Source organism: Duganella sp. CF517 (assembly GCF_900110275.1).
GTDB lineage: Bacteria > Pseudomonadota > Gammaproteobacteria > Burkholderiales > Burkholderiaceae_D > Rugamonas.
Window position 1 is genome coordinate 341,007 of the sequence record NZ_FODC01000003.1, and the last position, 12,545, is coordinate 353,551.

Here is a 12,545-nt window from a genome sequence, read left to right on the forward strand (position 1 = left end):
GGGTGCCGTTTAGCGGACGGCGCGATCCAGCCGGCGTTTAGCACACCCGTCGCTAAACTGATTGTAAAAGCCAGCTCACCAAAAATTCACACCATTTGCTTCCATATAATTAAACCAGGGGACTTCCCCTTCATAACAATACTGGAGAGCATGGATGAAAACATATATCAAACAGCTGTTGATCGCCGGCGCGGTCGTGTTGTCGGCGGTGGCGCAGGCCCAGGCCCAGACGCCGACTTGTTCCAGCGCGGCGTCCGATCCGGATGGCGATGGCTGGGGTTGGGAGAACAACCAGTCGTGCAAGGTGGCGCCGAAGTGCGCGAGCGCCGCATCGGACCCGGATGGCGACGGCTGGGGCTGGGAGAACAACCAGTCCTGCATGGTCGTCGCCACATTGGCGAAGGGCTTCACGGTATCCGGCAGCGTGCTGAAGGACGCCAACGGCAACACCTTCATCGCCCGTGGCGTCAATAATCCGCACGCGTGGTTCGACACCCAGGCCTACAACGTGCTGCCGAATCTGGCGGCGCGCAAGACCAACCTGATCCGCGTCGTTTGGACCATGAACGGCAGCGCGTCGCGCCTCGACCAGATCCTGACCGCCATCGAGGCGCAGAAGATGGTGTCCATCGTCGAACTGCATGACGGCACCGGCAGCAACAGCACCACCGTGCTGCAGAGCATGGCCAACTACTGGGTGCGCAGCGATGTCGCCGCCGTGCTCAAGAAACACGAGCGCAGCACGATGATCAACATCGCCAACGAGTGGGGCGACAACGATATGACGGCGCTGCAGTGGCGCAACGCCTACATGCAGCCGATCACGACCCTGCGCAACGCCGGCTTCACCACGACCATCGTCATCGACAGTCCCGCCTGGGGCCAGGACGCCAGCGCCGGCTTGTTGTACGGCTGGGACTTGCTCAACCACGACCCGCGTCACAATCTGCTGTTCTCGGTGCACGCCTACGTCCGCTTCAACAACCCGAACGACATCTACAACATGATGAACAACTACAAGAGCAACAACTTGCCCTTGTTGATCGGCGAGTTCGGCTACAACTACAACAACGGCAACAACAACCTCGGCTCCAAGGTCGACGCGCCGTTGCTGATGCAGTATGCGCAGCAGTTCGGCGTCGGCTACGTGGCGTGGTCGACGCAAGGCAATGACGGCGCCAACGCCTGGCTCGATCTGATGACCAATTGGTCCGCCACCACCAGCTGGGGCAACACGGTGTGGTACGGCCAGTACGGTATCAGCAACACCGCGCAGAAGGCGTCGATCTACTAGCGCGCCACGCTGTACGCTTATTTGTCGGACTTGAGGAACAAGTTGCTGTCCGGGGCGAAGTTGGCGTACAGCGGCAGCAACGCGCCGCCGATGGCGCGCGCGTCCGAGCCGATGGTGCCGCCCAGCACCGACGGCCGCGACACGCCTTCCCAGCTGTAGAAGCCGAGGGCGGCTTCCACCTGCGGCAGCAGCTCGTCGAGCAGGCTGCGCTCGCACGAGCCGTCGATGATCACGCTGTCGAGGTCGAGCAGGCAGGCGGCGCTGTTGATGGTCAGCGCGATGGCGCGCGCCGCGTGGTCCAGCCATGCCATCGTGTGCGGACGCCATGGGTCGCGCAGCGCGCGGCCGTCGAAGCAGGCCGCCTCGTCGAGCCCGGCCGCGATGAACGATTGCTCCAGGCTGAACAACGAGGCGTCGCTGAGCAGCTGCGCCGGCTGCGCGCTGTCGCCGCGCCGGGCCAGGCCCAGCGGGATCGAGCCGATGGCGCCGGCGTTGCCGTGCAGGCCGCCGCGCAGGTCGCTGTCGATGACGAGGCCGCCGCCGATAAAGGTGTCGACGAACACGTATAGAAAACTCTTGATGCTGCGGCCCCGGCCGGCCACCAACTCGGCCACGCAGGCGGCGGCGGTGTCCTTGACGAACTGCACCGGCAGCCCGGTCATCGCCTGCACCCGTTCGCGGATGTCGATCCGGTTCCATTTTTCCGCCTGCTCCGGGGCGATGCCGAGCAGCTTCTGCCAGCCGCCCAGGGCCAGCGGGGCGGCGATGCCGATGCCGCTGAGGCGCTTGGCGCGCGCCGGGCCGAGCCGCTCGTGGATCAGCGCCAGCTGTTTTTCAATTTCGATGAACAGCGTGTCCGGATCGGGGAAGGTGTACGACAGCGACGAGCGCTCGCGCGTCTTGCCGACGAAGTCGATCAGCAGCACGTCCAGATTGCGCCGCCCGATCTTGATGCCGATCGAAAAAGCGCCGTCCGGGTCCAGCGCGATCGGCACCGACGGTTGCCCGACCTTGCCGCGCAGCGCTTCGCGTTTGAGCACCAGGCCCTCGTCAAGCAGGCGGTTGATGATCAGCGAGATGGTCTGCGTGCTGAGGTTGGTTTGCCTGGCCAGATCGGCTTTCGGCATCGGGCCGTGCAGACGGATGGTTTGCAGCACGACCCGTTCGTTGAACTGGCTCATGCCGATCTGGTTGGAGCCGCGCGGGCGCAAGGTCCTGATGTCCGCCTCGGCGGGAAGCCCGCCAGGCTCGGTCTCTATTTGTAATTTTTGATTGTTTGGCATTATTTAATTATGCCAGAGCGGCACCGATAACGCCCTTCTTAAAAATGAAGTTGGCATACGGTTGCGCCTCGCCCGTTTGCACGATGGCGTAGGCGCCGCCGACCCGGTCGTAGAAGGCGAAACGCTCGACCGCCGCGCATTGTTCGGGCGCCGCCGCCGCCAGTTCGCCGGCCAGCGCGATGACCGAGCGCTGCACGTCGGAGGCGTAGCCCTCCGGTGTGTGCTCGACCTTCATGTAGGCCACCGGTTGTTGCACCGACTGGTCCAGCGGGAACACCGACAGCACCGCCTTGCAGGCGCGGTGCAGGTCGATGCCGGGCATGCGGATCACCGGCTTGCCACGGCCCAGCGACGCGGCCGTGAAGTTGGCGTCCACCACCACGATCTCGTCGCCGTGCCCCATCTCGCACAACACCTTCAGCAGCTCGGGCGTGAGCGCGGCATCGATTCCTTTAAGCATGGGCGTCTTCCGGCAGGTGGGCGGGGTCCTTGGCGCCGGTCATCACGGCGACGGTGTCGGACATGCTGATGGTCTTGGGGTTGACCACGGCGGCGCGCCTTCCCAGCCGCTGGATGTGGATGCGGTCGGCGATCTCGAACACGTGCGGCATGTTGTGGCTGATCAGCACCACGGCCAGGCCACGGTCGCGCACGCGGCGGATCAACTCCAGCACCATATTGCCTTCCTTGACGCCGAGCGCGGCGGTCGGCTCGTCGAGGATGACGACGTGGCGGGCGAAGGCAGTGCTGCGGGCCACCGCCACGCCCTGGCGCTGGCCGCCGGACAGGGTTTCGACCGCCTGCTGCATCGAGCGGATGCCGATTTTAAGATCCTGCATGTGGCGGATCGCCTCCGACAGCATCTTTTTCTTGTCGATGACGCGGAAGTACTTGCCCATGATGCCGGGCTTGAGGATCTCGCGGCCGAGGAACAGGTTCTCGGCGATGGTCATCGCCGGCGCGACGGCCAGGTCCTGGTAGACCGTTTCGATGCCGTGGCGGCGGGCGTCGATCGGCGAGCCGAAGTGGACGGCTTTACCGTCGAGCAGCAGTTCGCCGGTGTCGGGCACGATGGCGCCCGACAGCGCCTTGATCAGGCTCGACTTGCCGGCGCCGTTGTCGCCGATCACGGCCAGGATTTCGCCGGCGCGCAGTTCGAAGTCGGTGCCGTCGAGGGCGGTGACGTTGCCATAGCGCTTGGTCAGGCCGCGCGCCTGGAACACGGGGATTGCGTTGGGGATCGTCATGATTAACCCTTCTTGTGGGTGAGTTGGTCGGTGGCCACAGCCAGGATCACGAGCACGCCCGTGACCAGTACCTGATACACCGAGGGCACGCCCATCAGCGTCAAACCGTTGCGGAACACGCCGACGATCAGCACGCCGATCAAGGTGCCGACGATCGAACCGCGTCCGCCGAACAGGCTGGTGCCGCCGATGACGACGGCGGTGATGCTGTCGAGGTTGTCCGTGGCGCCGGCCTGCGGATCGCCGACGCCCATGCGGGCCACCGACAACATCGAGGCGATGCCGTAGAACAGGCCCGCGGCCATGTACACGCCCAGCATGACCTTGTCGGTGGCGATGCCGGTCAGCCGCGCCGATTCGGGATTGTTGCCGACGGCGTAGACGTGGCGGCCGGGCGCGGTGTCGCGCAGGAACAGCCAGGTCAGGATGTACAGCGCGATCATCAGCACCGTGCCGTAGGTGATCGAGGTCTGGCCGAGCTGGAAGGTATTCCCGAAGAACATCATCGATTCCGGCACGTCGGTGACGGTTTGCGCGCCCGAGTAGATTTGCGTCAGCGCGAAGGCGATGTTCATCGTGCCGAGCGTGACGATGAAGGCGGGCAGCTTAATCCGCGTCACCAGCGCGCCGTTGAGCGCGCCGATGGCCGTGCACACGGCGATGCCGCAGGCGATGGCGACGTACGGATCGATGCCCATGTCGACGGCGAACTTGCTCATCACGACCGAGCCGAGCGCCATCACCATGCCGCACGACAGGTCGATGCCGGCGGTTAGCACGATCAGCGTCTGTCCGAGGGCGATGACGCCGACGATCATCACCTGTTGCAGGATCAGCGAGAAGTTCTGGCCGGTCAAAAAGCGGTCCGATTGGGACGCGAAAAACAGCGAGGCGACCACCAGCGCGATGAACGGCCCCAGCGTGGAGACGGGTGGCAGGCGGTCGAGCAGGCGGGCGTTCATGGAGGCGTCCTTGGTAAGGGGCAGCGAGCCCTGCAGGGGAGTATTCATGGTCGTTCTTCCTTTTATTTTTTGCCCCAGCAGGCGTCGAGGCCGGCCTGGGTGTCCTTGCTGTCCACACCCGCCACCGGCTTGTCGGTGATGAGCGTGACGCCGGTGTCGACATAGCCGCTGGTCTTCTTGCCGGTCTTGGCGTACAGCAGGCCGGCCTCGACGCCGAGCGCGGCCATCTTCAACGGATATTGCTGCGCCGTGGCGGCGATCCTGCCGCCCTTGACGTCACGCACGCCGGTGCAGCCGCCGTCGACGGACACCAGCAGCACGCCCTTGTCCTTGCCGGCCGCCTTGAGCGCCTTGAACGCGCCGGCGGCGGCCGGCTCGTTGATGGCGTACACCAGGTTGATGCCGGGGTTCTTCTGCAGGCAGTTTTCCATCGCGGTCTGGCCCTTGGCCTGGTCGCCGTAGCTGTCCTGCATGCAGACGATGCTGGCGTCGCCTTTCTTGATGCCGAAGCCCTCCAGGAAGCCGGCCAGGCGCTGGATGCCCACCGGATGGCCGGGGAACAGGTCGAGCGCGGCGATCTTGACCGGCTTGCCGGCGAACGAGGCCTTGGCGTAGCGGCCGATCAGCACGCCGGCCTTGTGGTTGTCGGTGCTGAAGAGGGCGTCGGCGGCGTCCATCGGCTCGGTCGGACTGTCCATGGCGATCACCATCACGCCCTTGTCGCGCGCCTTTTTGATCGACGGCACGATGGCCTTGGCATCGCTTGGCGTGATGAGGATGGTCTTGGCGCCGGCGGCGATCATGTTCTCGATGGCGGTGACCTGGCCGGCGTTGTCGCCGTCGGATTTGCCGGCGCCGGTGAGCAGTTTGGCGCCGCCGGCCTGGGCCGCTTGGTGCGCGCCTTCCTTCATCTTGACGAAGAACGGGTTGATTTCGGTCTTGGTGATCAAGCCGATCACCGGTTGTTCGGCGGCCATGGCCGTGGCGGTGCCGAGCGCGCTCAGCGCCAGCAAATATTTCAATCTCATTCGATGTCTCCTCTGATTTTCTGGGTGGCCGCGCCTGTCGGCGGGGCGTGTTCCGGTAGAAGTGATAACGCTTTACTACCGAACCGATTAGGAATATATTCGCAACAAATTAATAAATCAAGTTGTTTTATTAATTAAGTGGCCGGCCGAACGCGCGCTTTCCGGTGTGCGGCCAGCTTAATTTTTCCTAATGCAACTAACGAGGACACGATGATCGCAACCTTAGGCGAGGCCTTGGTGGACATGATCGAACAGCCTGACGGACGCTTCCAGGCCTGCCTGGGCGGGTCGGTATTCAACTCCGCCATCGGACTGGCGCGGCAGGGCGTACCGACCGCCTATCTCAATCCGCTGTCGACCGACAAATTCGGCGGCAGATTCGCCGCGCTGCTGCGCGCCAGCGATGTGCTGCCGGCCGCGCCCGCACCCAGCGCCCGGCCCACTTCGCTTGCCATCGTCAGCATCGACGCCAACGGCGCGCCGACCTACGCCTTCCATCGCGAACGCGTGGCCGACCGCGACGCCAGCGCCGCGTCGCTGATCGCCAGCTTCCCGCCGCAACTGGCGTTGCTGCACACCGGCGGACTGGCGCTGGTGCCGGAGGACGGCGACAAGCTGCTGCCGGCGCTGCGGGCCGCAGCCGAACGCGGCGCGCTGATTTCGATCGACGCCAACCTGCGGCCGCTGGTGGCCGACGACCTGCCGCGCTACCTGGACGCGGTCAGGCAAGCGCTGAAGCAGGCGCACATCGTCAAGGTCAGTGACGAGGATCTTGCGCATCTTGGGTTGGATGCCGCCAACCTTGAGCAGGTCGCCGATGCGCTGTTCGACGGATCGTCGGTGCGATTGATCGCGGTGACGCGCGGAGGCCAGACGGCATCGCTGATGTCGCGCACCCGCCGCATCGACCTGCCGACACCGGCCGACCTGGCGCTGGTCGACACGGTGGGCGCGGGCGACTGCTTCCAGGCCGGCCTGATCGCCTACCTGTACCGGGAAGGCGCGTTGAGCAGCGAGGCCGCGCTGCAAGGGCTCGAACAGGAAACGCTGAGAAGCGCGCTCCAGCACGCGATTTGCGCCGCCAGCGTCAACGTCACGCGCGCCGGTTGCGATCCGGCCACGTGGGACCAAACAGTGCAGTTTGGAATCGACTGGCAACAGGGGACGCCGACCGACGCAACCACGTAGCGCCGATTAGGCGGCACGCCGTCATCGGCCATCGAAGTGCCTCCGACAACGCCTGAACGTCGGCAAACGCAGCAAGATAACCAAAAAAAATGGCCTCAGACGCGCCAGGGGGAGCGCTGCGCCGAATTTATGCACAAAGCCACATCCGGCGCCCACGCGCCGACCAAAACTAAAACAAACAAGCAACGACAGACAACAAACGAACACTGGAGACAGTACAAATGAAAAATATCATTCAACGCCTCACCCCCCGATTCCCTTCGATGCCAACGGCGCTGGCCGCCGCCGCCATGGCCTGCTGCCTGCCGGCGGCCGCGCTCGATTATCAGGGCTACTTCCGCGCGCTTGCCGGGTCCAACTCCTCCCACGGCGGCGCCAGCTGCTTCCAGCTTGCCGGCGCGCTGGCCAAGTACCGGCTTGGCAACGAATGCGAGGTCTACGGCGAGTTCTGGCTGGGCCAGCAAGTAGGGAAGGTCGCCGACGACGGCGCCGTCTTCAACGCCAACATCATGCTGTCCTATTACAGCCCGAACGCCTCGTCGAAGTCCGACGCCGACCTGCCGCAGATTTACGTGCAAGGCGATAAAATTCCCGAACTTAACGGCGGCAGCGTCTGGCTGGGCCGCAAGTACTACAAACGCGAAGGCTTGGGCGCCAACGACTTTATCTACTGGAGCGGCCGGGGCTTCGGCGGCGGCGTCGAGGACGTGCCCGTGGTGGGCGACCTGAAGTTCAGCTACGCTTTGCTGCGCAAGGACAATCTGGTGGCCACCACCAGCGGCCTGCTGCCGGCGACGGGCGCGCTGGCCGACAACGGCAGCAATTCGGCCACCCGCCACGACTTCCAGCTGCGCGGCATTCCGACCAACCGCAAAGGCGCGCTGGAGCTGGGCATCAGCCTCATCGTCAAAGACGCCAAGGGCAACGCCGATGAGCCGGCCGACAGCCTGCATTCCGGTTACGGCGTCACGATCCAGCACCGCCAGTCCGACATCAACGGCGACGGCGAGAACAAGTTCGCCGTTCAGTACGGCAAAGGGCCGGGCACCGGCGGCGCCGACCAGGCCATCGGCGCGATCGGCAATCTGAGGGACGACAAGAACATCAGCCGCCTGCGCGTGGTCGAAGGCTTGTACACCCAGTTCACCCCGCGCTGGGGCGCCGAGCTGGTGGCGATCTACCAGAAGGACAAGGGTTTCACCGCCGAGCGCACCGTCCTGGGCGTGGCCGAGAACAAGGTCTGGACCAGCTTGGGAACACATCTGGTCTACGGCATTTCCCGCCGCTTCAAGATCGGCATGGATTTGGGCGTCGACACCATCCGGCCGGACGACGGCCCCACGCGCAGGATGACCAAGTTCACCTTCGCCCCGACCATTTCCTCCGGCATGGGCCTGAACGCGCGGCCCGATCTGCGCCTGTTCTACACATACGCCAAATGGAACGACGCGGCCCGCCTGGCCGCCGACAGCGCCGCGCCGGGCAGCGCGCTGTCGTCGACCGGCGCCTTCGGCGCCGCAAAATCCGGCTCGATGATCGGCGTCCAGGCCGACGTCTGTTTCTAGATGTAGACCACGGTCTGGTCACCAGGCCTGCGCCGGCGGCGTCCCGGCCAGGAAGATACCCTTGATGTCGTCGAGTTGTTCGTCGATGGAGTAGGGCAGCGCCTTGGCCAGCAGGTCGAGCACGAGGAGGGCGTTGATGAGGTCGCTGGTCTGGCTTCGCCGTCGGCGGCGACGGCGCAACTGGCGGTGACGCCGTCGGGAAAGCGAAAGTGCTACAGCACGTTCTGCATGGCCACTCCTGGGCTGGACGCCGGGAACCACGCATTCTGCCGCGACATCCCGCCCGTAGGTCGATCAAAGCGCGTTCAACCGCCCATGAAAGGAATCACACCGAACACCAGCGCGGCGGTCAGCATCACCAGCGAGGCGGAGATCGCCCACATCAGGGTATAGCGCTGATGGTCGCCGAACTCGATCTTGGCCATCCCCACCAGCAGGTAGGTCGACGCCACCAGCGGGCTGAGCAGGTGGACCGGCTGGCCGATGATGGAGGCGCGGCCGATTTCGGCGGCGGTGATGCCATAGACGGCGGCCGCCTTGGCCAGGATCGGCACCACGCCGAAGTAGAACGCGTCGTTCGAGATGAAGAAGGTGAACGGAATGCTCAGGATGCCGGTGACGATGGCCAGGTAAGGCCCCATCCACGCCGGGATGGCGGTGATCACGCTGGCGGCGATGGCGTCGACCATCTTGGTGCCTTGCAGGATGCCGACAAAGATACCGGCGGCGAAGATCAGCGACACCACCGGCAGCACGTTGGCGGCGTGGGCCGTCAGGCGCTCCTTTTGATCTTCCAGCTTCGGATAATTAATCATGATGGCGATCGCGAAGGCGATCATGAACAGCACCGGCAGCGGCAGCAGGCCTTTGATCAGCATCCCCATCAGCACCAGGGTCAGCGCGAGGTTAATCCAGATCAGTTTCGGCCGCGCGGTTTGCGGATCGGTCAGGTTGATTTCATCGTCGGCGCCGGCGTCGCCGGCGGACGGCGCGCCGTGCAGATGGACCACCTTGCCGAACGCCGGGCCCTGGTCGCCGGCGGTGTGGCGCGGACGCCCGGCGATGCCGACCTGGCCCGAGCCGCCCATCGCGCCGTGCATGCCCATGGCGGCGTTCACTTGCTGCAGCTGGGCGACGCCGGTGTAGGCCGGCTGCACGCCGACGGCGTCGACTTCCGCCGCCACGGCCTTGGTGGCCTTGGCCGGCAGCAGATCGACCACGCCGAGACGGTTGCGCTCCTTGCGGCCCAGCACGTAGGCGACGAACAGCACCCAGCAGACCCCGGCGATCATGGCCGGAATCATCGGCACGAAGATGTCGCTGACGTCGACGGCCAGCGCGCTGGCGGCGCGGGCGGTCGGGCCGCCCCACGGCAGGATGTTGAACACGCCGCCGGCCAGCATGATCACGCACGCCATGACCAGGCGGCTGATGCCGAGGCGCTGGTACAGCGGCAGCATGGCCGAAACGGTGATCATATAGGTGGTGGCGCCGTCGCCGTCGAGCGAGACGATCATCGTCAGCACGGCGGTGCCGACCACGATCTTCATCGGGTCGCCCTTGACCAGTTTGAGGATCAGCCGCACCACCGGATCGAACAGGCCGGCGTCGATCATGACGCCGAAGTAGAGGATGGCGAACATCAGCATGACGCCGGTCGGGGCCAGCTGTTTGATCCCGGCGAGCATCATCGGGCCCAGTTCGGCGCCGAAGCCGCCGATCAGCCCGAAGCCGATCGGCACCAGGATCAGCGCGACCATCGCCGGCAGGCGCTTGGTCATGATCAAAAACATAAAGACTACGACCATCGAATAGGCGAGCACGGTCAACATTTAATTCTCCTCAGTATCATCCGTCGGCGTGATGGCTTGCCGGCGTTATAGTTTTTGCGCATAAGCCGCATAAGTTCTGCGAATACTATAAATCCGCCAAGCTTTCAATTGACTTTCAGTGCGCGCAATCGTGACGAAAGAACATGGGTAACAGCAATGGCCTTACGGCAATTACGCAAGCCGCGTCGACAAGGCCGCGCTTGATCCGCCTCAACGCGACGGCCTGGAGAGGGAACAGAATCCCCTTTGCGAGCGATGGTTGTCGACAAAGGAGATGGTGAAAATGAGCAAATATCCCGCCGAGCGAGCGCGGCAACTCGCCAGGATCGTCCACCGCGAAGGCGCGCGCGGCGACGCCATCGCCCATTTCAAGCAACTGCTGACGCGGCTCGGCTACCACCCGGCCGGGGACCGGAGCGATCTCTACGATGCCGACATGACGCGCGCCGTGCGCATCTTCCAGGCCTACTTTCACCTGCCGGTGAGCGGCGACATCGATGTGCGGACGCTGAAGCTGCTGCGCCAGCCCCGTTGCGGCATGCGCGACATCCCGGAAGGCGTCGATCTGAAGGCGCTGTCGGACGCGCTGGGCAGCTCGGGAGACGAGGCGCAGGACCCGTTTACGTTCCGCATCAACAGCGGACCGTGGGAGAGCTACGACCTGCGCTACCAGGTCTACAACGGTTCGCCGGACCTGACGACCGAGGTCGAGTGCATCGACGCCGCGTTCCAGGTGTGGGCCGGCGTCAGTCCGCTCAGCTTCACGCGCGTCGACAGCGGCGCCGACATCCGCCTCGGCTTCGAATCCGGCGACCATGGCGACGGTTCGCCGTTCGACGGCCCCGGCACCATCGTCGCGCACGGTTTCTATCCGCGGACCGGCGTGGTCCACTTCGACGAGTCCGAGAACTGGCGCGACTGGCGCTTTGGCTCGGCCGGCGGCCAGGACCTGTGGAACGTCGCCATCCACGAGATCGGCCACGCGCTGGGCCTGGGCCACTCGCGCGAGGACAACGCGGTCATGTTCCCGTTCGTCCAAAACGGCCAGCACACGCTGGCCGAGGAAGACATACGCGGCATCCTGAGCCTGTACCCGTTCCGGGCCGGCGCCGGCGCGCGGGCGGCCGTGGTCAACCTGTGGGCCTTCGCCGGCGGCACCGGTTCGGCGCTGGTCGATTTCGGCCGGCGCCGCCGCTTCCTGGCGTTCGGCCAGGCGACCTTCGTCGATGCCCTGACCGACTACGACCGCGACAACGCCTGCGCGCTCGATGTGTTCCGCGTCGATGGCGAACTGGTCGGCAATGCCGGCTTCGGCGGCGACCACCTGGGCACGAATGGCGCCCCGAGCAACCTGTTCCAGGGCGCGTTCATCGGCGCGGGGCGGACGGTGCAGTTCAGGTTGAGCACCTTCCATTCATCCGACCTTGAGGCATATGGCGTGGGCTGCGTGCTCGCGCTCGACTAAGGAGGTATCACTCATGACACACTATGCAATCGTTGAGACGGCAACCGGCAAGATCGTGCGGATGCATTCCCACTATGTGTTCGGCAACGAGCAGCCCGTGACGTGCTCGGACGAGGAGCTGCGCGCGGCCGTCTTCGAACTGGGCGATCCGGCCGGCTACGAGGTCCATTGCGCGCCGCCGGACTTCGATCCCGCCAACCGCGACAAGACGCTGGTCTTCGATGGCGCGGTCAAGCGCCTGCAGGTGGCCGCGCGCGCGCCGCGCCGCGCCGCCAAAGGGGAAGCCTGATGGACGCCTTCCGAGTCAACCTGTGGAATTTCGGCGCCGGCACGACGACCGCCACCGTCAACTTCGGGCGCGCGCGCTCGTTCCTGGCGTGGGGCAGCATCACGTTCACCGACTCGCTCACCGATTACGATCGGGACAACGCCCAGGCGATCGAGGTCTACCGCATCGACGGCGCCGACGCGGGCGTGGTCGGCACCGGTGGCGACCATCTGGGCGCGCCCGGGTCGGACTCGAACCTGCGCCCGGGCGCGCGGGTCGGCTTCGGGCGCAGCGTCACGTTCCGGCTGCGCAGCATGCACGTGAGCGACCTGGAGAGCTACGGCGTCGGCTGCGTCGTCACGCTCGACTAGGCGCCTTGGAGGGGGCGACCGCCTGCAAACGAGGTGAAACGA

The 12,545-nt window shown here is 65.1% G+C and carries 12 protein-coding genes; 6 read left to right on the top strand and 6 right to left on the bottom strand.

What is annotated here, in order from left to right; genetic code table 11:
• Positions 1-154 precede the first annotated feature (154 nt).
• A complete protein-coding gene (locus tag BMX85_RS30465) occupies positions 155-1,294 on the top strand; it encodes a cellulase family glycosylhydrolase (protein WP_177196738.1) in 1,140 nt (379 codons plus the stop codon).
• Between the two features lie 17 nt (positions 1,295-1,311).
• Here the strand turns inward: BMX85_RS30465 and BMX85_RS13225 are convergent, their stop codons facing one another.
• From BMX85_RS13225 to BMX85_RS13245, 5 genes are all read right to left on the bottom strand, one after another.
• On the bottom strand, positions 1,312-2,577 hold the full coding sequence (locus BMX85_RS13225) for an ROK family transcriptional regulator (RefSeq protein ID WP_090318499.1): 1,266 nt from the start codon (positions 2,575-2,577) through the stop codon (positions 1,312-1,314).
• Between the two features lie 7 nt (positions 2,578-2,584).
• Positions 2,585-3,037: an RbsD/FucU family protein gene (locus BMX85_RS13230; RefSeq protein WP_090318502.1), complete on the bottom strand. Its 453-nt coding sequence runs from the start codon at positions 3,035-3,037 to the stop codon at positions 2,585-2,587.
• Complete coding sequence (locus tag BMX85_RS13235; RefSeq protein WP_090318505.1) at positions 3,030-3,824, bottom strand: ATP-binding cassette domain-containing protein; 795 nt, start codon at positions 3,822-3,824, stop codon at positions 3,030-3,032. The genes BMX85_RS13230 and BMX85_RS13235 overlap by 8 nt, the downstream gene beginning before the upstream one ends.
• Positions 3,825-3,826: 2 nt before the next feature.
• Positions 3,827-4,786: an ABC transporter permease gene (locus BMX85_RS13240; protein WP_090318508.1), complete on the bottom strand. Its 960-nt coding sequence runs from the start codon at positions 4,784-4,786 to the stop codon at positions 3,827-3,829.
• Between the two features lie 62 nt (positions 4,787-4,848).
• Positions 4,849-5,814: a sugar ABC transporter substrate-binding protein gene (locus tag BMX85_RS13245; protein ID WP_090318512.1), complete on the bottom strand. Its 966-nt coding sequence runs from the start codon at positions 5,812-5,814 to the stop codon at positions 4,849-4,851.
• A gap of 210 nt (positions 5,815-6,024) precedes the next feature.
• Between BMX85_RS13245 and BMX85_RS13250 the strand changes: the two genes are divergently transcribed.
• Together BMX85_RS13250 and BMX85_RS13255 are read left to right on the top strand one after the other, a co-directional pair.
• Positions 6,025-7,002, top strand: coding sequence for a PfkB family carbohydrate kinase (locus BMX85_RS13250; RefSeq protein ID WP_090318515.1), 978 nt, complete (start codon positions 6,025-6,027; stop codon positions 7,000-7,002).
• Between the two features lie 221 nt (positions 7,003-7,223).
• Positions 7,224-8,567 (top strand): maltoporin, encoded by a 1,344-nt coding sequence (locus BMX85_RS13255; RefSeq protein ID WP_090318518.1) that lies wholly within the window; start codon positions 7,224-7,226, stop codon positions 8,565-8,567.
• Between the two features lie 305 nt (positions 8,568-8,872).
• On the opposite strand, the gene BMX85_RS13260 is transcribed toward BMX85_RS13255, so the two are convergent.
• Positions 8,873-10,399, bottom strand: a complete 1,527-nt coding sequence (locus tag BMX85_RS13260; protein WP_090318521.1) for a CitMHS family transporter — start codon at positions 10,397-10,399, stop codon at positions 8,873-8,875.
• Between the two features lie 283 nt (positions 10,400-10,682).
• On the opposite strand from BMX85_RS13260, the gene BMX85_RS13265 reads away from it, so the two are divergent.
• Genes BMX85_RS13265 through BMX85_RS13275 form a run of 3 tightly spaced genes read left to right on the top strand, consistent with a single transcriptional unit; the run spans position 10,683 to position 12,503 of the window.
• Positions 10,683-11,864, top strand: a complete 1,182-nt coding sequence (locus tag BMX85_RS13265) for a matrixin family metalloprotease (RefSeq protein ID WP_177196739.1) — start codon at positions 10,683-10,685, stop codon at positions 11,862-11,864.
• 13 nt (positions 11,865-11,877) lie between these two features.
• Positions 11,878-12,153 carry a hypothetical protein gene (locus BMX85_RS13270; RefSeq protein WP_143067969.1) on the top strand — a complete coding sequence of 92 codons (276 nt, stop codon included), beginning with the start codon at positions 11,878-11,880 and terminating at the stop codon, positions 12,151-12,153.
• Positions 12,153-12,503: a hypothetical protein gene (locus BMX85_RS13275; protein ID WP_090318529.1), complete on the top strand. Its 351-nt coding sequence runs from the start codon at positions 12,153-12,155 to the stop codon at positions 12,501-12,503. The genes BMX85_RS13270 and BMX85_RS13275 overlap by 1 nt, the downstream gene beginning before the upstream one ends.
• Positions 12,504-12,545: the final 42 nt, after the last annotated feature.